Source organism: Sphingomonas sp. HITSZ_GF (assembly GCF_029543155.1).
Taxonomy (GTDB): domain Bacteria; phylum Pseudomonadota; class Alphaproteobacteria; order Sphingomonadales; family Sphingomonadaceae; genus Sphingomonas.
Genome location: NZ_JARQXA010000005.1, coordinates 473,090 through 494,647 on the forward strand (window position 1 = coordinate 473,090; position 21,558 = coordinate 494,647).

Consider the following 21,558-nt stretch of genomic DNA (forward strand, 5'->3'; position numbering starts at 1 on the left):
TTCGAGACGCTGTCCTCGATGGTGAGGACCGCAAGCGGAGACTGGTCATGGCACAGGTTCAAATCATCTCGGACGCGGCCGATCGCGTGATGGCGGCACTGGTTTCGGGGCTCGAGATCGAGTTCGGACGGCAGGCGGGTGCGGCATTGGCGGAACGTTTCCTCGATGCCGAGGAGGCCGATTTTCTCTGGGACGCACGGATCGAGGAGCGCTGGCTCGGCTGCTATTTCGGCGGTGAGGAGAGCGAAATCGAGCTCGACCGGGTGCGGATTCTCGGGCGGATCGACGGGCGCTGGTTCGTCGCGGTGATGCTCGTCGACGGCGATGGCGGCTCACATGGGATGCTCGGCAAGCGCTTCTTCGGACGCAGGGAGCAGGCGCGAAGGGCATTCGCGGATGCGTGAAAACCGCCTCGGATCGAGCCGGGATGCGCTGCTGGCCACGCAGCGTGTCCCGGCTCTCTTTTTGCGTCTTGTGGGAGGCAGGCAGGAGAAACAGGGAAAACAAGATAAAGGCAGTGTCTCGCGACCCTGCTCAACTATCTGTCTGCACATCCTTTTTTTAGGAGACTCGCGGCCGGCGGCGCGAGACAGGCTTCGCGAAAGTGGCGGAAATCTGCCGTTTTTTGCGACTTCCCACGAGACTCGGGAATGCCGGCGGTGAGCGAGGACGAGTTCACGCCCAAGCTCGGCAAGCCCGGCGCCAAGGACGGCAAGCGCCTCGTCAAATATGGCGGCCGCGTCCTTGCCGCCGCTCGGTTGGCGGGCAGCAAGACGGGCGTGCGGACGCGGCGCTTCGATGGCAGCCGGATCGGGCGCGGCGCGAGCATCGGCCGGCTGCTGTCGAGCCGAGACCGGTTCGCCGGCGCGCGGGCGCGCCGGGCGATGGTCAAGGTGCGGCTGGTGCGAATGGCGGGCAGCGGGCTCGCCGCGGCGCGCGCGCATCTGCGCTACATCCAGCGCGACGGCGTGACGCGCGAAGGCACTCCCGGCGAACTCTACGGACGCGATGTCGACACCGCCGACGGCAAAGCGTTCCTCGACCGCTGTGCCGGCGACCGCCACCAGTTCCGCTTCATCCTCTCGGCCGAGGACGGCGCGGAATATCCCGACCTCAAGCCCTATGTGCGCCGGCTGATGGCGCAGGCCGAGCACGACCTCGGCACCCGCCTCGACTGGGTCGCGGTCGACCATTTCAACACCGACAATCCGCATACCCACGTCATGCTGCGCGGCGTCGACGACCAAGGGCAGAACCTCGTCATCGCCCGCGAGTATATCGCGCATGGGCTCCGCGAGCGCGCCGCCGAGCTTGCCACGCTCGACCTGGGCCCGCGCACCGATCGCGAGATCCAGGACCGGCTGCGCCGCGATGTCGAGCAGGAACGACTGACCGCGATCGACCGCCGGCTGCTGCGGCGGATGGACGCCGACCGGATCACCGGTCCCGCGCACAACGATCCGTTCCAGCAGGCGGTCGCCACCGGGCGTCTCCGCAAGCTCGCCGCGATGGGACTGGCCGAAGACTTGGCAAACGGGCGCTGGCGGCTCGCCGACGGCCTGGAGGATACGTTGCGCCGCATGGGCGAGCGCGGCGACATCATCCGGCTGATGCAGCGCGAACTGACCGCGCGGCGTCTCGAGCGGGCGCAGGCCGACCGGGTCATCGAGGGCGAGCTGCGGGAGCCGGTCATCGGCCGTGTCCTCCGGCGCGGCTTCTCCGACGAGCATCGCGACCAGCACTATCTGATCGTCGACGGGATCGACGGGCGCACGCACTATCTCGACATCGGGCGCGCCACCGCGAATGAGCCGACGCCGGAGGGCGCCATCGTCCGGGTGGCGCCGCGGACGGCCGAGGTCCGCGAGGTCGACCGAACGATTGCAACGGTGGCTGCCGCGCGCAGCGGGACCTATTCGGTGGAGCTGCATCTCGAGCATGATCCGCAGGCCAGCCGGGCGTTTGCCGAGGCGCATGTCCGCCGCCTTGAGGCGATGCGGCGGGCTGGGTTCTCCGAACGGCTGGCGGATGGGAGCTGGGCCATCCCGGACGACCATGTCGAACGAGCCGCCGCGTATGAGGCGCGCCAACTTCGCGACCGGCCCGTCGCAATCGACACGCTGTCCGCGGTGCCGCTGGACGAACTGCCCGGTGCCGACGCCGCCACCTGGCTCGACCGCGCGCTGGCCGGCGAGGAAACCGTAATGGCGCGCGACGCCGGTTTCGGGCGCGAGGTGCGAGGCGCGCTCGCCGCGCGGCGGCAATGGCTGGTCGAGCAAGGCCTAGCCAGCGCCGAGGGCGACAATGTCGTCAGGCTGAAGCGAGGGGTGCTCGCAGCGCTGCAACGCCGCGAGTTGCTCCGCGTCGCGGACACCTTGAGCGAGGAGCTTGGCAAGGATTTCGTCGAGCCGGTGCGGAGCCAGAGGATCGAGGGCCAGCTGACGCGCCGGGTCGAGTTGGCGAGCGGGCGCTATGGGCTGGTCGAGCGCAGTCGCGAGTTCAGCCTGGTTCCGTGGCGGCCGGTGCTCGAGCGACAACTAGGCAAGCCGGTGGCTGGCATAATGCGGAGCGAGGGGATCAGCTGGAGTCTCGGTCGGAATCGTGCCGGTCCACACCTTTGAGCGCCAGCCGAACTGGTGCCTGTTCGATTTGACCGCGCGGCAGCCATCATGCCAACCTCTTCGAAGGGAGGGGGTGCCCTATGCCGTTTTACTTCAGGAAGTCGGTCTCGGCCGGCCCGTTTCGCTTCAACCTGTCCTCGGGCGGTGTCGGTGTCTCCGTTGGCGTCAAGGGATTCCGCATCGGCACGGGCCCTCGCGGCCACTATGTCCATGCGGGCCGTGGCGGACTCTACTATCGCGCGTCACTCGGGGGCGGATCCAAGCGGTCATCGACCTCGGCCGCCTCGGCCCCGCTTGCGCCGGCAAGTCCTCGCCGAACCGTCGCGTCGAGCGAGCCCAATGTAGAGATGATTGCCGTTTCGTCATCGAGCGTGCTCGAGATGACCGACGAGCGGTACGGCGAACTGCTCGAAGAACTCAACGCCAAGCAGAGTGCCATCTCGATGATGGTGACGCTTGGTCTGGTCGCCGGCCTGAGTGCCTTCTTCGCGATCTTGGGCGGCGGAGCGGCGGGTGGCGCCGTTGGCATCTTACTCATTCTGGTCGCGCTGCTGATCGGGTCAAGGCTCGATGCCCACCGGCGCTCTGCCGTAGTGGTCTATGATCTCGAGCCGGACGCGGCGGCGGCCTATGAAGCGCTGACCAAGGCCTTTGACGATCTCGCGGCCTCGTCCATGAAATGGCACGTCGACGCCGGCGGCGCTGTCCGCGACTTGCACACATGGAAGCGGAATGCTGGGGCTTCCACGATCATCGACAAGCGCCCCACGGAGTTCGGGTATGCGCTTCCGCGGGTTCTGAAGACCAATATCACCCCGCCTTTCATGAAGGTCGGGAAGGAAACGCTATATTGGCTTCCGGACGTCGTTCTCGTGGTCGAGAGCGGTAAGGTCGGTGCAGTCGCATACGACATGCTCGAGATCTTGTGGCAGGATTCGCGCTTCATCGAGGAGGACGCGGTGCCGCGCGATGCCACCATCGTTGGTCAGACCTGGAAGCATCCCAACAAGAATGGCGGTCCCGACCGCAGGTTTGCGAATAATCGCCAGCTGCCGATCTGTCTATACGAATCGATTCACCTGCGCAGCCGCAATGGGCTCAACGAATTGCTGCAGGTGTCCTCGAACGGTCGCGCGCAGCATCTGTCGGCCGCGGCGCGCAAGCTGGTCGCCACCACCGGCACACGGAACAATTCGCTCGCGCTGCCTGCTCTTTAGGAGACGTTTTCATGGTCCTGGGACTTTTCCGTCGTCGTGGAGCCGAGACCGAGGCTGCGCCGACATCGTCCGAGCTGCGGCTCGAAGCAACGCAGGATTCCGATATGGTTCCGGTGCCCGTTGCACGGCGAGCCGAGGCGCCTTCGCCGTTACTTTGGCAGAACACTGCCTATGGCATGACGGTCGAGGAGGTGTTGGCCACTCGCCCCGATGCGGCTCCGTCGGGTGATCGCCAGATGCTCCACAACGGCGCCGTCAGCGAGCTTCGGATACCGACCTTGCGGCTTGCCGAACACGACTACTCGGTTCTGTTCTACTTTCTGCACGGCTCTCTTTCGCAAGTCACAATCGCCACGAGGGGCGGACCGACGCTCAACGACTTCCACGCGGTCGCCAATGCACTGCGCCTGCGCTACGGGCGCGAGGTCTCGTTCAAGGAGAACCCGACCTCCTTCTCGACCGGCGAGTGGCTGTCCGCGGACGGTATCAACGTTGTTATCGCGTTCCATGGCGAGATCGACTGCCTGAACATCAATTTCCAGTATCGCTATGCGGACGCCGCCACCCAGCTCTGAATGGCCATGGCCAAGCAATGGGCGGCTCTGAAATCGACCCGCCTCCACTGATGACCCCAAAAAGGCACCTGGGGTCACCAGTGAGCCTCTGATCTTCGCGCCGGAACCGAGCGACCTTTAAGGCCGAGCCCGCGCCATCGAGTCGTGCGGGCGGAGGCCCGCATGACACCGACGAAGCTCCTCCTTGGCCAGATGCTGGTTGTCGCCGCGATCGTCGTCGCGGGTATCTGGTTCGCAACGCAGTGGGCGGCGGCGTCGCTCGCCTACCAGCCTGAGCTCGGCACGCCCTGGTTCCGGCTCGGCGAAACGCCCGTTTACGCGCCCTGGTCGATCTTCCCTTGGTGGTTCCACTTCGACGCCTATGCCCCGGTGGTCTTCGACGAGGCCGGCGCGATCGCGGCCGGGGGCGGCCTGATGGGCTGTGGCGCGGCGGTCGCCGGCTCGGTCTGGCGAGCCAGGCAGCAGCGCAACGTCACGACCTACGGATCGGCGCGTTGGGCGAGCCCGCGCGATATCCTCGCTGCGGGCCTGGCAGCCGAGGCGGGCGTGTTTCTCGGGCGCGCAGCCTCGCGCTATCTGCGCCATGATGGGCCTGAGCATGTCATGGCGTTCGCGCCGACGCGCTCGGGCAAGGGCGTCGGCCTCGTCGTGCCGACGCTGCTCGGCTGGACCGGCTCGACGGTCGTCCACGACATCAAGGGCGAGAACTGGCAGCTGACCGCCGGCTGGCGGTCGCGCTTCTCGCATTGCCTTCTGTTCAATCCGACCGATGGGCGCTCGGCCCGCTACAACCCGCTGCTGGAGGTTCGCCGCGGCGCCGACGAGGTCCGCGACGTCCAGAACATCGCCGACATTCTGGTCGACCCCGAAGGGGCGCTCGAGCGGCGCTCGCACTGGGAGAAGACCAGCCACTCGCTGCTGGTCGGCGCTATCCTCCACATCCTCTACGCCGAGGAGGAGAAGACGCTCGCCCGGGTCGCGACCTTCCTGTCCGATCCCGAGCGCCCCTTCGTCGCCACGCTGCGCGCGATGATGGCGACCAACCACCTCGGCACCGCGGAGATGCCGCTGGTGCATCCGGTCGTCGCCTCGGCCGCGCGCGAAGTGCTCAACAAGTCGGACAACGAACGTTCGGGCGTGCTGTCGACGGCGATGTCGTTCCTCGGCCTCTACCGCGATCCGACCGTCGCCGCGGTCACGGCCGCGTCCGACTGGCGGGTCGAGGACCTGGTCGCAGCACGGCATCCGGTCTCGCTCTACCTGGTCGTGCCCCCCTCGGACATCAGCCGCACCAAGCCGCTCATCCGCCTCGTGCTCAACCAAATCGGCCGGCGCCTGACGGAGCAACTGCATGCCGCGGGCCTACCTGGGCGCCACAAGCTGCTGCTGATGCTCGACGAGTTCCCGGCACTCGGCCGCCTGGACTTCTTCGAGACCAGCCTGGCCTTCCTCGCCGGCTACGGCGTGCGTGCTTTCCTGATCGCGCAGAGCCTGAACCAGATCGAGAAGGCCTATGGCGAGCACAACGCGATTCTCGACAATTGCCATGTCCGCGTCGCCTTCGCGACGAACGACGAGCGGACGGCCAAGCGGATCTCCGACGCGCTCGGCACGGCGACCGAGCAGCGCGCCATGCGCAACTATGCCGGCCACCGCCTCGCGCCCTGGCTCGCGCACGTCATGGTCAGCCGCCAGGAAACCGCCCGGGCACTGCTGACGCCCGGCGAGGTCATGCAGCTGCCGCCGACCGACGAGGTTGTGCTGGTTGCGGGCTACCCGCCGGTCCGGGCTCGGAAGCTGCGCTACTTCGAGGATGCGCAGTTCAAGGCGCGCGTGCTCCCGCCTCCCGCTCTGGGACGCGCCGAGGCAGCCGACCTGCCGTCCCACCGCCCCCATGACTGGCAGGACCGTGTCCGGCCCATCGACGCGCGGCTCGCCGAGGCCGCGGCTGAAGACGAGGAGGAGGCCGGCGGCCTCGAGCAGGCGCGCCATCCCGCCCAGGAAATCGTCGCCGCCGCACCTGTCGATCTGGCGCCCGCTGACCCGCTCGGGCTGGGCGAGGACGAGAGTGACCCTGCCGCCGACAAGCGTGCGATGGACCAGACCGCGACCGGTACCGCGCGGCGCGCCTATGCGCTGGACATGGCCGACAAGCGGCCCGGCAATCTCGAACTGGACTTCTGAGATGGCCGAGCGCGTCCGCCATCAGCTCTTCCTGCCGAAGCCGGTCAGCGACCGTCTCGAGACGCTTGCCGCAGCACCCGGCGCGACCAAGTCCGCGATTCTCGCCGATGCGGTGACCGCCTGGCTCAACCGCCGCGGCACCTCCGAGCTCGAGGATCGCTTCGCGCTCCGCCTCGACCGGATATCCAATGCGCTGGGCCGCATCGAGCGCGACGGCCATGTCGTGCTCGAGACGCTCGCGCTGTTCATCCGGTTCGAACTCTCGATCCAGGCGCCGCTCGCCGAGAACGACGTGTCGGGCCGCGCGCTCGCGCGCGAGCGCTTCGAGGCGTTCGTGACGCAGGTCGGACGCGCCGTCGCGACCGGCAGGCGCACGCTTCTCCCCGGAGAGGAAGAGCGATGAGTGAGATCCTCTCCTCCGACCGCCGACGCGCGATGCTGCGCACGGCGATGGGCCCCGACATCGCCTCGGCGCTCGCCGATCCACTGGTGGTCGAGGTGATGGTCAATCCCGACGGCTCGCTGCGCCTCGACCGGCTCGGCGAAGGCCGGATCGACACCGGCATCGTCCTCGAGGCGCCGCAGGTCGAGCGGATCGTCCGGCTGGTCGCGAGCCATGCGCGGTCCGAGGTCCATGCGGCTCAGCCAATCATCTCGGCCGAGTTGCCGGCGCATCTCGACGGCCGGGCCGGCGAACGCTTCGAAGGCGTGCTGCCGCCGGTCTCGACCGGCCCCTGCTTCTCGATCCGCAAGCCCGCCCAGCGCCTCTACACGCTGGACGACTATGCGGCGGACGGGATCATGTCCGCCGCAATGGCGGAGGCGCTCAGGGCGGCAGTCACCCAGCGCTTCAACATCCTCATCGCCGGCGGGACGAGCTCGGGCAAGACGACGCTCGCCAACGCGCTCCTTGCCGAGATGCGCTGGGTGGATGCCCGCGTCATCCTGATCGAGGATACGCGCGAGCTGCAGAGCCCGGCGCCGGACACGGTGGCGCTGCGCACCCGCCCGGGAATCGTGTCGATGACCGACCTGGTGCGCTCGACGCTCCGCCTCCGCCCGGACCGGATCATCGTCGGCGAGGTTCGCGGGCCGGAAGCGCTCGACATGCTCAAGGCCTGGAACACCGGGCACCCCGGCGGGATCGCGACCGTCCACGCCAACTCGGCCGAGGCCGCGCTCTACCGAGTCGAGCAGCTCGTCCAGGAAGCGGTCGTCACCGTGCCCCGCCGCCTCGTCGCCGAGGCGATCGACCTCGTCGTCTTCATCGCCGGCCGCGGCGCCCATCGCTCGGTCGACGCGATCGCGCGCGTCGCCGGCGTCGATCCCGACAGCGGCGCCTACGCGCTCGCCCCCTTCCACCTGCCCACCAGCCAAGGAGCCTGACCATGAAGACCATGAACCTGCCCGCCAAGCCGCGCCTGCTGGCCGGCGCCGCCATCGCCGTCCTGGCCGCCGGCCAGGCCTGGGCCTCCGGAACCGGCATGCCGTGGGAAGAGCCGCTCCAGCAGGTGCTGGAGTCGGTCCAGGGTCCGGTCGCCAAGATCGTCGCGGTGATCATCATCATCGTGACCGGCCTGACCCTCGCCTTCGGCGAGACGGCCGGCGGCTTTCGACGGCTCATCCAGATCATCTTCGGGCTGTCGATCGCGTTTGCGGCCTCGAGCTTCTTCCTGTCCTTCTTCTCGTTCGGCGGTGGGGCGCTGCTCGCATGATCGGCGACGGACAGCATCTCGACGGGTTCGAGGCGCCGCTCCACCGGTCGCTCGCCGAGCCGATCCTGCTCGGCGGCGCGCCGCGCGCCATCGCGATCGTCAACGGCACCGTCGCTGCCGCACTCGGCCTCGGACTCCAGCAATGGATCGCGGGCGTGCTGGTCTGGGCCGTCGGTCACACCATCGCGGTTGTCGCTGCGAAGCGCGACCCGGACTTCGCACCGGTGCTCGCGCGCCACCTGCGGCAGCGGGGCTATTTCGCATGCTGAACCTGCGCGAATATCGCAGCCGCGCCGACCGGCTGGCCGATCACCTCCCCTGGGCCGCGCTGGTCGCGCCCGGCGTGGTGCTCAACAAGGACGGCAGCTTCCAGCGCACGCTGCGCTTCCGCGGCCCCGACCTCGAATCGGCGACCGAGGCCGAGCTGGTCTCCGCCTGCGCCCGCGCCAACAATGTGCTCAAGCGCTTCGGATCGGGCTGGGCGCTGCACATCGAGGCCGAGCGCCGCGAGGCCGCGGGCTATCCGGCGAGCGACTTCCCGGACGCAGCGTCCTGGCTCGTCGACGAGGAACGGCGCGCGTCGTTCGAGGCGGCGGGTGCCCATTTCGAGAGCCGCTACCATCTAACCTTGACCTTCCTGCCGCCGCCCGACCAGGCGGACAGTGCCGGCCGCGCGCTAGTCGAGCGTGCCGAGGCGCCGCAGGGTCGCGACTGGCGCCAGGCGCTGGCCGAGTTCGTCGCGGAGACCGATCGCGCGCTCGACCTGTTCTCTGGCTTCATGCCGGAGATCGCCGCGCTCGACGATGCGGAGACCCTGACTTTCCTTCACGGCACCATCTCAACGCGACGCCACTGCGTGCGCATGCCCGAGACGCCGGTGTATCTCGACGGGCTGCTTGCGGACACGCCGCTGACCGGGGGCCTCGAGCCGATGCTGGGTTCGCTGCACCTACGCACGCTCACCATCCTCGGCTTCCCCGGTCTCAGCCGGCCCGGCATCCTTGATGCGCTCAACCACCAGGACTTCGGCTATCGCTGGGTCACGCGGTTCATCGCGCTCGACAAGTCCGACGCAACCAGGGCCCTGACCCGGCTGCGCCGCCAATGGTTCAACAAGCGCAAGTCGGTTACCGCGATGCTGCGCGAGGTGATCTACAACCAGCCGGTACAGCTGCTCGACAGCGACGCCGACAACAAAACCGCCGACGCCGACCTCGCACTCCAGGCACTGGGCGGCGACCATGTCGCCTTCGGCTACCTCACCACGACGATCACCGTCGCCGACGAGGATCGCGCCCGTGTCGAGGACAAGGTCCGCGCGGTCGAGCGGATCGTCAACGGGCTCGGCTTCACCTGCATCCGCGAGGGGTTGAACGCGGTCGAGGCCTGGCTCTCGAGCCTGCCCGGGCAGGCCTATGCCAATGTCCGGCAGCCGCTCGTCCATACGCTCAACCTCGCGCACCTGATGCCGCTGTCTAGCGTCTGGGCGGGACCCGCGCGCAACAGGCACCTCGACGGGCCTCCGCTCCTCCATGCCGAGACCAGCGGGTCGACTCCGTTCCGGCTCTCGACCCATGTCGGCGATGTCGGGCACATGATGATCGTCGGGCCAACGGGTGCCGGCAAATCGGTCCTGCTCGCGCTGATCGCGCTCCAGTTCCGCCGCTATCCGGGGAGCCAGCTCTACCTCTTCGACATGGGCCGCTCGGCGCGCGCGGCGGTGCTCGCGATGGGTGGCGCGCATCACGGGCTCGGGCTCGGCGGCGACGCCGGCGAGACGATTGCGTTCCAGCCGCTCGCCGGGATCGCCGACGCCGGCGAGCGTGCCTGGGCAGCCGAGTGGATCGCCGCGCTGCTCGCGCACGAGAAGGTCGTGGTCACGCCGGAGGTGAAGGAAGCCGTCTGGTCGGCGCTGACCAGTCTGGCGAGCGCGCCGATCGAGGAACGGACGCTCACCGGCCTCTCGCTGCTGCTCCAGTCGATGGCGCTCCGCTCGGCGCTCGCGCCCTATACGCTCGAAGGTCCGTTCGGCCGGCTGCTCGACGCGGCCGAGGACGACCTGCGCGTGGCGGACGTCCAGTGCTTCGAGACCGAGGCGCTGATGGGCGCGGGCAGCGTGGTCGCGCCCGTCCTGACCTATCTCTTCCACCGGCTCGAGGCGCGGTTCACCGGACGCCCGACATTGCTGATCCTCGACGAGGCCTGGAAGTTCCTCGACCACCCGCTGTTCGCCGCGCGCATCCGCGAGTGGCTGAAGACGCTACGCAAGAAGAATGTCGTGGTGATCTTCGCGAGTCAGAGCCTCGCCGACATCGCCGACAGCGGCATCGCGCCCGCCATCATCGAGAGCTGCCCGCAGCGCATCCTGCTTCCCAATGCCGCGGCGATTGAGCCGCAGGGACGCGCTGCCTATCAGCGGTTCGGGCTCAACGACCGGCAGATCGAGCTCGTCAGCCGCGCGACGCCCAAGCGCCATTATTACCTCCAGTCCGCCGCCGGCAACCGCCTCTTCGAGCTGGGCCTCGGGCCCGTCGCGCTCGCGCTGTGCGGTTCCTCCGATCCCGCCACCCAGGCGCGCATCGACGCGCTGCTCGCGGAGTACGGCCCGGCCGGATTTGCCGCGCGGTTTCTCGAGGAGGCCGGACTCGACTGGGCCGCGGCGCTGCTCGCCCAATTCCCCGATCCCCAAGCGAAGGAGTAGAAGTGATGCGTATCCTTACCCGCAAGAACCTGATCGCGACGGCGCTGGGCCTTGGCGCCCTGGGTTCGCTGACGATGGGCTTCGCCACCTCGGCGCACGCGCAGATCACGGTGTTCGACCCGACCAACTACAGCCAGACCGTCCTGACCGCTGCGCGCACGCTCCAGCAGGTAAACAACCAGATCCAGTCGCTCCAGAACGAGGCGCAGATGCTGCTCCGGCTGGACCAGAACCTGAAGGGCATCGCCTTTCCGCAGCTCCAGGCGCTGCTCGACAAGCTCGATGGCATCGACCGGCTCATGAAGCAGGCGCAGAGCGTCGACTTCGAAGTGGACCAGCTCGAGGCCAGGCTGAAGGCGCTCTATCCGCGCAGCTTCGATCCCGCCTCGACACGCGACCAGCGGCTGCAGGCGGCCCGCGCGCGCTACGACGCGAGCACCGACGCGCTGCACCGGACGATGACCGTCCAGAGCGGTATCGTGCAGCAGGCGCGCGAGGATGCCGAGGCGCTGGCCGAGATCGCGGCACGCAGCCAGGGTGCGGAAGGCGCGCTCGCCGTCGGCCAGGCGACCAACCAGCTGCTCGCGCTCACCGCCAAGCAGGGCATGGCGCTGCAGCAGATGATGGCCGCGCAGTTCCGCGCCGACGCGCTCGAGAAGCAGCGCCAGCTGACCGAGTCCGAGGCGTCGCGCGCCGCGACGCGCAGGTTCCTCGGCACCGGCACCGCCTACACGCCCCGGCAATAGCGAGACCGGCCGCGGCGGCAACAGCCCCCTGCCGCCACAGTCGCAGCCCGCGGGGCCTGGCCAACCGCTCCCCCTGGCCGGGCCCCGCGGCACCCAGATCCAAGGAAGAACCCGTGAACGACCTCAACGTGATCGACCGGTTCATGGCCGACTTCATCCGCTACATCGACAGCGGGTTCGGCCTGCTCGGGCCCGATGTCGGCTTCCTGACATCCGTGCTGATCGGCATCGACATCACGCTCGCCGGCCTGTTCTGGGCGATGGGCGGCGAGGACGATATGATCGGCCGCTTCCTCAAGAAGATCCTCTATATCGGCGTGTTCGCGCTGATCCTGAACCGTTTCTCAACGCTCGCCGACATCATCTTCCGCTCCTTCGCCCAGGCAGGGCTGACCGCCGGCGGGGGCACGCTCTCGGCCGACGACCTGCTGCGCCCGGGCCGGCTCGCTGGCACCGGGTTCCAGGCGGCATGGCCACTGCTCGACCAGGCCAGCGATCTGCTCGGCTTCACGACCTTCTTCGAGAATTTCATGACGATCATGGTGCTCCTGATCGCCTGGGTGATCGTGATCGTCGCCTTCTTCATCCTCGCGGTGCAGATGTTCGTCTGCATCCTCGAGTTCAAGCTGACGACGCTCGCCGGGTTCATCCTCGTGCCGTTCGCGCTGTGGAACCGGACCAGCTTTCTCGCCGAGCGCGTGCTCGGCAACGTCATCTCTTCGGGCATCAAGGTGATGGTGCTGGCGGTCATCGTCGGCATCGGGTCGGGCTTCTTCACCGAATTCGCCTCGGCGCTCCAGGGCAAGGAGCCCGATATCGGCCAGGCCATGAGCCTGGTGCTCGCCAGCCTCGCATTGTTCGGCCTCGGCATATTCGGGCCGGGCATCGCCTCCGGGCTCGTATCCGGCGCGCCGCAGCTCGGCGCCGGCTCGGCGGTCGCGACCACGGCGCTGGCCGCAGGCGGGTTCGCGGTCGCCGGCGGTGCGGGCATGGCTGCGGCAAAGGGCCTGGCCGGTGCCGGGCTCGGCGCAATCCGGGCCGGCACCTCGATGGGGTCTGCCGCGTCGACCGCGTACAGGCTCGGCCAGGAGACTTCCGGCTCGAAATCGGTCGCGGCCGGCATGGGCGGTGTCGCGAGCGCCGCCCGTGGCGCGCTCGCGCAGCGCATGGGCGGCGGGCTCGGGCTCCGCGCCGCCGCCGGCGAAGGCCAACGCGCCGCCTGGAATGCCGGCGCGACGGGCACGCAATCCAACCCCGGGGGAGCGCCGGCTCCTGCGTCTAACGCGATGCCGGGTTGGGCGCGCGACCTCCAGAACACGCAATCCCGCCGTCACCATCGCCAGGCGGCGATCCACGCCCTCCAGGGTTCGGATCGCGGCGGCGGCGGCGCGACCCCCGACATCAAGGAGAAGGACTGATGCGCTTCAAACGTGCCGTCCAGCGCTACGGGCGCACGGACGAACCGGAGACACCGTACCGCCGCGCGGGCCAGCTCTGGGACGAGCGGATCGGCTCCGCCCGGGCCCAGGCGAGCAACTGGCGGCTGATGGCGTTCGGCGGGCTGGCGCTCACCACCGGCCTGTCGGGCGCGCTGGTCTGGCAGTCGATGCAGAGCCGCGTCGTCCCCTATGTGGTGGCGGTCGACACCCTCGGTCAGGCCCAGGCCGTGTCTCCCGCCGCCGCCGAATATCGGCCGACCGACCCCCAGATCGCCTGGTTCCTCGCGCGTTTCATCACCGATATCCGGGGCCGGTCGCTCGACGCGGTGCTGATGCGCGAGAACTGGCTCCAGGCCTATGACTTCGCGTCGAAGCGCGGCGCGATCTTTCTTGGCGAATATGCCCGCTCGGCGAACCCGTTCGCCGATGTCGGCGACAAGACCGTCTCGGTCCAGGTGACGAGCGTGGTCCGCGCGTCCGCGACGAGCTTCCAGGTGAAATGGGCCGAGCGCGCCTACGACCGCGGGAGCCTCGCTGGTACGTCGCGCTGGACCGCGATCGTCACGGTCCTGCTCAAGCCGCCGCGCGACGCCGAGACGCTGCGCAAGAATCCGCTTGGCCTCTATGTCGATGCGATCGACTGGAGCCGTGAGCTCGAGACGCCTGCCGACCATGCGTCGGGAACGGCGCCGACGCCCGTGCCGGATCCGGGCGTGCCCAGCGGATCGCCGCTCGATCCCCGCCTCGGCCAGCCCTCCCAAGTCCAACCGGAGAACCGCCCATGAACCGCATCCTGCTTTCCGCGAGCGCGCTCGTCGCCGTGCCCGCTCTCGCGCAAACCTCGCCGCCCCAACCGCCTCAGGCCGCCACGGCGAGTCCCAGCTCGCCGCCGGTCGCGACTACCATCGCTCCCCCGTCGGTAGTGCCTCCCGTGGCGCCCCGTCGCCACAAGCCGTCGCCGGCCGAGCTTCGGGTTCGCACGGCGAATGCGAAGGCGACCCAGGAGCCCGCGACCCCGGCCTTCGTCAACGCCGTGCAGGTTTATCCCTATAGCGAAGGCGTGCTGTACCGGCTGCTCGCCGCGCCCGAGCGGGTCAGCGACATCGCCCTGCAACCCGGCGAGGCGATCGTCTCGGTGGCGGCGGGCGACACCGCCCGCTGGACGGTCGGCGACACGACTAGCGGTGCCGGCGAGAGCAGGCGCGTCCATATCCTCGTCAAGCCATTCGCCACCGGGCTCTCGACCAACCTCGTCATCACCACCGACCGGCGTGCCTATCATCTGCAGCTCGACAGCACGCCGGCCACCGCCATGGCCGCCTTGTCCTGGACCTACCCGCAGGACGAGATGATCGCGATCCGCCGCCAGCAGGCGGCGGCGGAGGCGGCAAGGCCGGTTGCGGCGGGTCTCGCCGTCGAGCGGCTCGACTTCGGCTATGTCGTGGCCGGCGACAGACCGGCCTGGCGGCCGTTGCGCGCGTTCGACGACGGGCGGCAGACGTTTGTCGAGTTCCCGGCAAGCGTCGGTGTCGGGGAGGCGCCGCCGCTGTTCGTCATCGGTGACCGGGGTGAAGCCCAACTCGTCAACTACCGTATGAGCGGCCGCTTTTATGTGGTCGATCGGCTGTTCGACACGGCCGAGCTCCGCCTGGGGACGAAGAAGCAGGTGGTAGTGCGCATCAGCCGTACTGGCATCGACCGTCGCCGGCAGCGGAGGACGTCATGAGCGAGACTGTTCCCACTATGGCAGCCTCGCCCAAACTCGATCCCGAGACGCTGGTGCTGCGCGGCCGCCCGAACCGGATCATCCGCTTTCGTCGCGGCGCGATCATCGCGATCGCGGCGGTGGGATCGACGGCGATCGTCGGGGTCACCTGGGTCGCGCTCAAGCCCGCGACTTTCCGGATCGTCGCCGGCGCCGAGGACCAGAAGGACATCGCCAACCATGCGCCCGACGACGCCCTCGCCGGCGCGCCGAAAAGCTATGGTGACGTACCCAGGCTCGGGCCGCCGCTCCCCGGCGATCTCGGGCGTCCGATCCTGCGCCGGCAGGAAGCGCTCGGTGGATTGCCGCCTGCGGGTTCCTCGGACCAGGCTGCGCAGGCGGCCGAAGCCGAGCGACAGCGACTTCTCGCCGAACGCAAGGCGGCCCGCGAATCCGGTATCATGATGCAGCTCGGCGCCTCCGTACACGCGGCGAATGCGGCTCCGCCCGCCTCTGCGCCGTCCGCCGTTCCGGCACGGGAGGCGCCATCGGCGACGATCGCGGTCGATCCGGTGCGGGATCCGGGCAACCAGCAACGCAAGGCCGACTTCCTCGCCGGCAAGGACGAGGCCGGCGACATCAACCCGCACGCATTGGTGGCACAGGTCTCGCCGTACACGCTGAGCGCCGGCAGCATCATCGCCGCCAGCTTGATCACCGGTCTCAACTCGGACCTGCCCGGCCTCGTCATCGCGCAGGTGACCGAGAACGCTTATGACAGCGCCACCGGCCACATCCTGCTGGTTCCACAGGGTGCCCGGCTGATCGGAAGCTACGACAGCGTCGTGGCCTATGGCCAAAACCGGGCTCTGGTCGTCTGGCAGCGCATCGTCCTGCCGAACGGCAGCTCGATCCGGATCGACAATGTGCCGGCGACCGACATGGCCGGCTATGCCGGCCTTGCCGACAAGGTCGATGTTCACACCTGGCGGCTGCTCAAGGGCATCGGTCTGGCGACGCTGCTGGGCGTAGGCACCGAGTTGAGCCTGGGCGACAGCGAGAGCGACCTCGTCCGCGCGATCCGCGAATCCGCCCAGCAAGGCGCGTCGCGCGCCGGCGACCAGATCGTCATGAAGAACCTCAACATCCAGCCGACCATCAAGGTGCGGCCCGGCTGGCCACTCCGCGTCGTGGTGCACAAGGACATCGTCCTCGCGCCATGGCCCGGCCAGGAGCAATAACATGCCTGACATCAAGCTCGCTCAGCTGCGCGACCGCACGCCGGTCAAGCTCGGCATCTCGGTTATGCCCGACCTGAACCAGGCCCTCAATGACTATGCCGCATTCTATGCGCAAGCATACGGCCGGGAAGAGCCGGTCGTGGACCTCATCCCGGCGATGCTCACGGCGTTCCTCGAGAGCGACCGGGCCTTCAGCAAGACGAGGGCGAAATGAGCGCCGGCATCTTCCACACCGATCCCGACGCGCTAGAGCCGATCGCCGTGCGGATCTCCACCGCGGTGAAGCTGACCGGCATCTGCCGCTCGACGATCTACGAGCTCATCGGCGACGGGACGATCGAGACGGTGAAGATCGGCCGATCGACCTTCATCCTCTATCCGAGCCTCAAGCGCTTGTTCGAGCGGAGCTGAGCGCTGACGTTCTTGCCCTAAGTTGGCGGCCCGCTAGGAAGGTCGCGCCGCCAACTTGAGTCCTCGATCCGGCGAGCGCTTACTCGCTCCTTGCCGGCAGCGCAGCTTCCGCGTCGATAAGCTTCTCGTGCTGCAGTTCAGCCCAGAAATCCGCCGGGATCTTTGCCTGCATCGAGTTCCAGTCTTCCGAGATCTGGGTCGCGCTGCGTGCGCCGACGACCAGCGAAACCGCTTCCGTTGCTGCCGCAGAGAATTGCAGCGCCGCAGTGCGCAGGTCGACGCCGTGACGCTCCGCGACCGCGCGCAGCTGCTCGCGCTTGGCGATCACCTCCGCCGGGATGACGAAATTCTCCTTGCCGTAATTGTAACGCGCGCTCCCGGATAGGAACCCGGCGTTGAGTGACGAGCCGATCACCAGCGAGACGTTCTTCGCGCGCACCGCGGGGAAAACCTCACGCACCGCATTCTCATGGTCGATGAGCGAGTATTGACGAGCACACAGGCAGACGTCGGGATCGGAATCCTCGATCACCCTGAGAATCGCGTAGGGCGTGTTCACGCCGACGCCCCAGCCGCGGATGATCCCTTCGTCCCGCATCTTCGAGAGTTCCGGGAACGCGCCCTTGCGCGCGATCTCGTACTGCTCCTCCCAGCCGTTCGGGAAGTAGACGAAGTCGGGCGAAAGGTCGTGCACAAAGGCGACGTCGAGATGCGACACGCCGAGCCGTTGCAGGCTGTCCTCGATCGAGCGGCGCACGCCGTCTGCCGTATAGTCGAATATGATATCGTTCGGAGAATCCGACAGCGGGAAATAGTCGGCGTGCCGGTTTTCCCGGGAAGCCTTGAACAACTTTCCGACCTTGGAGGACAGGACGAAGTCGTCACGATTTTTGTTGTGAAGGAAGTGACCGAACCGCCGCTCGGAGAGACCAAAGCCATACCAAGGCGCGACATCATAGTAGCGCACGCCGAGACCCCACGCCGCTTCCAGCGTCTCCGCGGCTTCCCGGTCGCTGTGCTTGTTGAACTCGTTGCCGAGCGGCACGCCGCCGAGGCCGAAGGAAAATTCCGGCGCGAAGATCTTCTGGGCGCGGTTGGGCATGCTCGATTGTCCTCGATGAGCGCGGACGGGCGGATTGCCTGTCGCTTCGATCAAGGCGCCAACGTCCGGCTTTCACATCGGTTCGACCGGCGAGGCGGCAGCCGGAGGCGAAATCGCGCCCGCACGGGCCAGCGACCGACCGTCTCCGCCCCTGGGATCTAGCGCGCGCGAGCACCGCGGCGGCCGAAGTCCACCGTGACCACCTTGCCATCACCTGCAACCTTGTCGCTGCCGTCGCCTCCGCCACGGAGCTGGTCGAGATAATCCGACCAGTGCTGCATCATCCGCACACGCTCTTCCCAATACTGGCCGCGAGCGTAGGCGCGGCGCACGCCATTGTTCTCCATGTGCGCGAGCTGCCGTTCGATGGCGTCGGGGTTCCATAGGCCCATCTCGTTGAGCAGCGTCGCCGCCATGGCGCGAAAGCCATGCGCGGTCATCTGATCTCCGCTGTAACCCATACGCCGGAGCGCGAACGTGACGGTGTTCTCCGACATGGGACGCTTCCAAGTATGGAGTGCCGGGAAAACATAAGGGCTATGGCCGGTCAGTGGACGTATCTCGTCGAGCAGGTCGAGTACCTGCCGCGACAGTGGCACCTGGTGTGGCCAGCGCATCTTCATCTTCTCCGCCGGGATCGACCACACCGCGCGCTCCAGGTCGAATTCGTTCCATTCGGCCCGGCGAAGTTCGCCTGGGCGCACGAAGACGTGCGGCGTCATCCGAAGCGCGAACCTCGTGATCGCGCTTCCCGCGCTATCGTCGATGTCGCGCAGGAGTTGCCCGACTTCCTTGGGCCGGGTGATCGCCGCGAAGTGCTTGGTCTTGGGAACGATGATCGCGCCGCGCAGGTCGCGGGCGACATCGACCTTCGCCCGCCCGGTGGCGATGCCATATCTGAAGACCCGGCTGATCACGCTGCGCATGCGGCGCGCGCTTTCGTAGCGGCCGGTCGCTTCGATCTTTCGCAGCACGGCGAGCACCTCCTGCACCTCGATCTCGTGGAGCGGGAGATGGCCGAGGAACGGATAGACCTTCTCCAGCAGCCAACGGACCTTGCTAAGCGTAACCTCGGCCCGCTCTTCGCGGGTGATCTTCACGAACCACTCCTCGGCGACGCCCTTGAAGGTGACGTTCGCATCAATCTGGGCGCGAAGCTTCCGGCGCTTCTTCTCGACCATCGGATCGATACCGTCGGCGACCATCCTGCGCGCGGAATCGCGCTTGTCGCGTGCCTGGGCGAGGCTGACTTCCGGCCAGACGCCGAGTGCGAGGGTCTTCTGCTTGTCGAGAAATCGATAGCGAAGGCGCCAGTATTTGGCGCCGTTGGGCATCACCAGAAGGAAGAGGGATCGCTCGTCGCTGAGCTTGTAGGGCGTTGCCCGGGGCTGCGCATTCCTGATCGCGAGTGCGGTAAGAGCCATGGTGGTATCTCCGTCCGAAAACGGGCGAATTCGCTGCCGATTTATGCCACCAAAACTGGTGGTATGTCGGCGGACCCGCCCAAATCTCGTCGGAAAGATATTTGGAAAAAGGCTTTTAACCCAGCCACTTACGCGACGCTGATGGACGTCAATGGACCGGGAAAATGGTGCCCAGAAGAGGACTCGAACCTCCACGCCCTTGCGAGCGCCAGCACCTGAAGCTGGTGCGTCTACCAATTCCGCCATCTGGGCACGGGGTAGGCGAGCGCCTCTACGGGGGACGTCCTGCGCTGTCAACCGCCCCGAAAACAAATTGCCGATCAATTTTTTGCACCCCGTCAGCCACGTCATTTCACCTGGCCCGGCGGGAACTGCGCCGGGGAAATGCGCCGCGCCGATAAGCCCGAGGCGTGGACGCGCACAGGCACGCTGACCGGCCGGGCAAGCGCGGCGGCGGGGCGCGGCCATGTGCCCTCCGCGAGGCTTCGCGATCGCAACCACGCTGCGCAGCAACAAACCGGGCAAAGCTACTGATCCAGATGCTTGCGCCTGGTTGCTGAGAAAATAACCATGGTCAAACTTGCGCGAAGACAAACAGAATTTTGCGTCGCAGCAATGCTTCGGACATCAAATTGCCCGATGAGCGAACAGCTTCGCAATTGCTGAAGTTTCAGCTTCCGAGGCGTGAAAGATCATCGGGGGGTGAAATGGAATTTGTCGGCAAAACGAAGTTGCGCGCCCAAAGCGGGAGCATCGGCCGGCAAATTTCGAGGAACCGGCGTGTCGCGCTGCTGCTCGGCTGTGCTGCAATCGCCGCCACCGCCTCACCTGCCGCGGCGCAGACCGTGCCCGACGCCGGCAGCCTGCAGCGCGAGCTGCGCCAGGGCCTGCCCGGCGGCACGCCCCGCTCCGCCTCGCCGCCGCCCGCATCGACGCGGGACGTCGCGGCGCCCACCGGCGACACCGTGCAGGTCGATCGCTTCGTGATCGAGGGGGCGACGCTGGTCCCGCTGCCCGAACTCGAGGCCGCGACCCGCGGCTATATCGGTCGGCCGCTCGATCTGCAGGGGCTCCAGGCCGCCGCCCAGGCAGTGGCCGATGTCTATCGCCGCCACGGCTATTTCGCGCGCACACTGCTGCCGCCCCAGGATGCCAGCGCCGGCACCGTCCGCATCCAGGTCGTCGAAGGACGCTTCGGCCAGATCCTGCTCGACAACCAGGCAAAGCGCGCGGACCCCGCTTTCGTGTCGCGCGTCGTCGGCGGGCGGCTGGCGGCGGGGCAGCCCTATTCGGCCGACGCACTCGAGCGCGGCATCCTGCTCGCCAACGACCTGCCGGGCATCCGCGCCGACGGCGTGCTCAAGGCCGGCAGCGCGCCCGGCACCAGCGACCTGGCGCTCACCGTGCGCGACGCGCCGCTGGTCAGCGGCAGCATCGGGGCGGACAATGGCGGCGTGGAGACCACCGGCCGCTATCGCGGCATCGCCACGCTCGCGTTCAACGACCTGACCGGCACCGGCGACCAGCTCACCCTGCTCGGGCTGGGATCGGAGCGGCTCGGCTATGGCCAGATCGGCTACAGCCTGGCGATCGGCAGCGGCGGCTGGCGCGCCGGCGTCTATACCAGCTATCTGCGCTACACGCTGGGCGGTGACTTCGCGGCGCTCGACGGACGCGGCAATGCCGATACCCAGGGCGTTGAGCTGACCTATCCGATCCTGCGCACCAGCGCGGCGACGGCGCGCTTCCGCATCGCCTATGAGCATGGCCATTATCACGACGAGCTGTTCGGCGCGGTCGCGCACAACAAGCAGGTCCACCGCGTCGCGCTGTCGCTGAGCGGCGATGCCGGCGACGGCCTGGGCGGCGGTGGGCGCACCCGGTACGACGTTGCGATGACGCTGGGCACGATCGACCTGTCGGGCGCGGCGCTCGACAGGCTCTACGATCAGCTCACCGCCCGGGTGAACGGCGCCTATGGCAAGCTCGCCGCCGAGCTGATCCGCGACCAGCGGCTCGGCGCGCCGGCGTTCCTGCGCGTCCGCGTCGCCAGCCAGCTGTCGCTCGCCAATCTCGATTCGAGCGAGCAGTTCGCACTCGGCGGCCCGTACGGCGTGCGCGCCTATCCGGTGAACGAAGCACTGGGCGATCGCGGCGTCGTCGCCAATGTCGAGCTGCACCTGCCGGTGAACGGCGGCGCGCTGGGCGGCATCGACTTCTACGGCTTCGTCGATGGCGGCATCACCCAGCGGCATGCCGATCCCTGGCTGGGCTGGGGCGGGCCGGGCGACAAGAACAGCTACGGCATCGCCGGTGCGGGTGCCGGTGTATCCTATCCGCTGCCCGGCGGCATCACCGTCAGCGGCGTGATCGCCGCGCCGATCGGCGCCAATCCGGGCGGCCCCGACGATCGCCACAACCAGGATGGCAGCCGCCGCCGCGCCCGCGGCTGGTTCACTGTCTCCAAGACCTTCTGA

Annotated in this window: 20 protein-coding genes and 1 tRNA gene; 18 read left to right on the top strand and 3 right to left on the bottom strand. The window is 68.0% G+C overall.

The window, feature by feature from the left end; genetic code table 11:
• Positions 1-47: 47 nt before the first annotated feature.
• The 17 genes from P6144_RS16565 (at position 48) to P6144_RS16645 (ending at position 16,555) form a co-directional block, all read left to right on the top strand.
• A complete protein-coding gene (locus P6144_RS16565; RefSeq protein ID WP_277768906.1) occupies positions 48-404 on the top strand; it encodes a hypothetical protein in 357 nt (118 codons plus the stop codon).
• A 246-nt stretch (positions 405-650) separates the two neighbouring features.
• Positions 651-2,621, top strand: a complete 1,971-nt coding sequence (gene rlxS / locus P6144_RS16570; RefSeq protein ID WP_277768907.1) for a relaxase/mobilization nuclease RlxS — start codon at positions 651-653, stop codon at positions 2,619-2,621.
• Between the two features lie 80 nt (positions 2,622-2,701).
• Positions 2,702-3,838 carry a DUF4236 domain-containing protein gene (locus tag P6144_RS16575; RefSeq protein ID WP_277768908.1) on the top strand — a complete coding sequence of 379 codons (1,137 nt, stop codon included), beginning with the start codon at positions 2,702-2,704 and terminating at the stop codon, positions 3,836-3,838.
• An 11-nt stretch (positions 3,839-3,849) separates the two neighbouring features.
• On the top strand, positions 3,850-4,413 hold the full coding sequence (locus tag P6144_RS16580) for a hypothetical protein (RefSeq protein WP_277768909.1): 564 nt from the start codon (positions 3,850-3,852) through the stop codon (positions 4,411-4,413).
• A 162-nt stretch (positions 4,414-4,575) separates the two neighbouring features.
• Positions 4,576-6,597, top strand: a complete 2,022-nt coding sequence (locus P6144_RS16585) for a conjugal transfer protein TraG (protein ID WP_277768910.1) — start codon at positions 4,576-4,578, stop codon at positions 6,595-6,597.
• Position 6,598: 1 nt separating this feature from the next.
• Positions 6,599-7,000: a CopG family transcriptional regulator gene (locus P6144_RS16590; protein ID WP_277768911.1), complete on the top strand. Its 402-nt coding sequence runs from the start codon at positions 6,599-6,601 to the stop codon at positions 6,998-7,000.
• Positions 6,997-7,983, top strand: a complete 987-nt coding sequence (gene trbB, locus P6144_RS16595; RefSeq protein WP_277768912.1) for a P-type conjugative transfer ATPase TrbB — start codon at positions 6,997-6,999, stop codon at positions 7,981-7,983. The genes P6144_RS16590 and trbB overlap by 4 nt, the downstream gene beginning before the upstream one ends.
• 2 nt (positions 7,984-7,985) lie before the next feature.
• Entirely contained in the window at positions 7,986-8,312 is a 327-nt protein-coding gene (locus P6144_RS16600; protein WP_277768913.1) for a TrbC/VirB2 family protein, read from the top strand.
• Positions 8,309-8,581 (top strand): VirB3 family type IV secretion system protein, encoded by a 273-nt coding sequence (locus P6144_RS16605; RefSeq protein WP_277768914.1) that lies wholly within the window; start codon positions 8,309-8,311, stop codon positions 8,579-8,581. The genes P6144_RS16600 and P6144_RS16605 overlap by 4 nt, the downstream gene beginning before the upstream one ends.
• Positions 8,575-11,013: a conjugal transfer protein TrbE gene (gene trbE, locus P6144_RS16610; RefSeq protein WP_277768915.1), complete on the top strand. Its 2,439-nt coding sequence runs from the start codon at positions 8,575-8,577 to the stop codon at positions 11,011-11,013. The genes P6144_RS16605 and trbE overlap by 7 nt, the downstream gene beginning before the upstream one ends.
• A 5-nt stretch (positions 11,014-11,018) precedes the next feature.
• A complete protein-coding gene (gene trbJ, locus P6144_RS16615) occupies positions 11,019-11,759 on the top strand; it encodes a P-type conjugative transfer protein TrbJ (protein WP_277768916.1) in 741 nt (246 codons plus the stop codon).
• A gap of 113 nt (positions 11,760-11,872) precedes the next feature.
• A complete protein-coding gene (trbL, locus tag P6144_RS16620) occupies positions 11,873-13,177 on the top strand; it encodes a P-type conjugative transfer protein TrbL (protein WP_277768917.1) in 1,305 nt (434 codons plus the stop codon).
• Positions 13,177-13,983 carry a conjugal transfer protein TrbF gene (gene trbF / locus P6144_RS16625; protein WP_277768918.1) on the top strand — a complete coding sequence of 269 codons (807 nt, stop codon included), beginning with the start codon at positions 13,177-13,179 and terminating at the stop codon, positions 13,981-13,983. The genes trbL and trbF overlap by 1 nt, the downstream gene beginning before the upstream one ends.
• Positions 13,980-14,924: a P-type conjugative transfer protein TrbG gene (trbG, locus tag P6144_RS16630; protein ID WP_277768919.1), complete on the top strand. Its 945-nt coding sequence runs from the start codon at positions 13,980-13,982 to the stop codon at positions 14,922-14,924. Before trbF ends, trbG begins: the two co-directional genes overlap by 4 nt.
• Positions 14,921-16,144 (top strand): TrbI/VirB10 family protein, encoded by a 1,224-nt coding sequence (locus P6144_RS16635; RefSeq protein ID WP_277768920.1) that lies wholly within the window; start codon positions 14,921-14,923, stop codon positions 16,142-16,144. The genes trbG and P6144_RS16635 overlap by 4 nt, the downstream gene beginning before the upstream one ends.
• Before the next feature lies 1 nt (position 16,145).
• Positions 16,146-16,358 carry a DUF2274 domain-containing protein gene (locus P6144_RS16640; RefSeq protein WP_277768921.1) on the top strand — a complete coding sequence of 71 codons (213 nt, stop codon included), beginning with the start codon at positions 16,146-16,148 and terminating at the stop codon, positions 16,356-16,358.
• Positions 16,355-16,555 carry a helix-turn-helix domain-containing protein gene (locus P6144_RS16645; protein WP_277768922.1) on the top strand — a complete coding sequence of 67 codons (201 nt, stop codon included), beginning with the start codon at positions 16,355-16,357 and terminating at the stop codon, positions 16,553-16,555. Before P6144_RS16640 ends, P6144_RS16645 begins: the two co-directional genes overlap by 4 nt.
• A gap of 79 nt (positions 16,556-16,634) precedes the next feature.
• Here the strand turns inward: P6144_RS16645 and P6144_RS16650 are convergent, their stop codons facing one another.
• The 3 genes from P6144_RS16650 to P6144_RS16660 form a co-directional block, all read right to left on the bottom strand.
• A complete protein-coding gene (locus tag P6144_RS16650; RefSeq protein ID WP_277768923.1) occupies positions 16,635-17,657 on the bottom strand; it encodes an aldo/keto reductase in 1,023 nt (340 codons plus the stop codon).
• A 158-nt stretch (positions 17,658-17,815) separates the two neighbouring features.
• Positions 17,816-19,081 carry an integrase arm-type DNA-binding domain-containing protein gene (locus P6144_RS16655; protein ID WP_277768924.1) on the bottom strand — a complete coding sequence of 422 codons (1,266 nt, stop codon included), beginning with the start codon at positions 19,079-19,081 and terminating at the stop codon, positions 17,816-17,818.
• Positions 19,082-19,246: 165 nt separating this feature from the next.
• Positions 19,247-19,333: transfer RNA gene (locus tag P6144_RS16660), tRNA-Leu, on the bottom strand.
• A gap of 479 nt (positions 19,334-19,812) precedes the next feature.
• Between P6144_RS16660 and P6144_RS16665 the strand changes: the two genes are divergently transcribed.
• A complete protein-coding gene (locus P6144_RS16665) occupies positions 19,813-21,558 on the top strand; it encodes a ShlB/FhaC/HecB family hemolysin secretion/activation protein (protein ID WP_277768925.1) in 1,746 nt (581 codons plus the stop codon).

Excerpts from the sequence above, each read along its gene's own strand:
- P6144_RS16650 (WP_277768923.1), bottom strand. The coding sequence starts at position 17,657 with ATGCCCAACCGCGCCCAGAAGATCTTCGCGCCGGAATTTTCCTTCGGC.
- P6144_RS16635 (WP_277768920.1), top strand. The coding sequence starts at position 14,921 with ATGAGCGAGACTGTTCCCACTATGGCAGCCTCGCCCAAACTCGATCCC.
- trbE (WP_277768915.1), top strand. The coding sequence starts at position 8,575 with ATGCTGAACCTGCGCGAATATCGCAGCCGCGCCGACCGGCTGGCCGAT.
- P6144_RS16575 (WP_277768908.1), top strand. The coding sequence starts at position 2,702 with ATGCCGTTTTACTTCAGGAAGTCGGTCTCGGCCGGCCCGTTTCGCTTC.
- P6144_RS16655 (WP_277768924.1), bottom strand. The coding sequence starts at position 19,081 with ATGGCTCTTACCGCACTCGCGATCAGGAATGCGCAGCCCCGGGCAACG.
- P6144_RS16580 (WP_277768909.1), top strand. The coding sequence starts at position 3,850 with ATGGTCCTGGGACTTTTCCGTCGTCGTGGAGCCGAGACCGAGGCTGCG.
- P6144_RS16605 (WP_277768914.1), top strand. The coding sequence starts at position 8,309 with ATGATCGGCGACGGACAGCATCTCGACGGGTTCGAGGCGCCGCTCCAC.
- P6144_RS16565 (WP_277768906.1), top strand. The coding sequence starts at position 48 with ATGGCACAGGTTCAAATCATCTCGGACGCGGCCGATCGCGTGATGGCG.
- P6144_RS16640 (WP_277768921.1), top strand. The coding sequence starts at position 16,146 with ATGCCTGACATCAAGCTCGCTCAGCTGCGCGACCGCACGCCGGTCAAG.
- rlxS (WP_277768907.1), top strand. The coding sequence starts at position 651 with ATGCCGGCGGTGAGCGAGGACGAGTTCACGCCCAAGCTCGGCAAGCCC.
- P6144_RS16600 (WP_277768913.1), top strand. The coding sequence starts at position 7,986 with ATGAAGACCATGAACCTGCCCGCCAAGCCGCGCCTGCTGGCCGGCGCC.
- trbJ (WP_277768916.1), top strand. The coding sequence starts at position 11,019 with ATGCGTATCCTTACCCGCAAGAACCTGATCGCGACGGCGCTGGGCCTT.
- P6144_RS16590 (WP_277768911.1), top strand. The coding sequence starts at position 6,599 with ATGGCCGAGCGCGTCCGCCATCAGCTCTTCCTGCCGAAGCCGGTCAGC.
- P6144_RS16645 (WP_277768922.1), top strand. The coding sequence starts at position 16,355 with ATGAGCGCCGGCATCTTCCACACCGATCCCGACGCGCTAGAGCCGATC.
- trbB (WP_277768912.1), top strand. The coding sequence starts at position 6,997 with ATGAGTGAGATCCTCTCCTCCGACCGCCGACGCGCGATGCTGCGCACG.
- P6144_RS16585 (WP_277768910.1), top strand. The coding sequence starts at position 4,576 with ATGACACCGACGAAGCTCCTCCTTGGCCAGATGCTGGTTGTCGCCGCG.
- trbG (WP_277768919.1), top strand. The coding sequence starts at position 13,980 with ATGAACCGCATCCTGCTTTCCGCGAGCGCGCTCGTCGCCGTGCCCGCT.
- trbF (WP_277768918.1), top strand. The coding sequence starts at position 13,177 with ATGCGCTTCAAACGTGCCGTCCAGCGCTACGGGCGCACGGACGAACCG.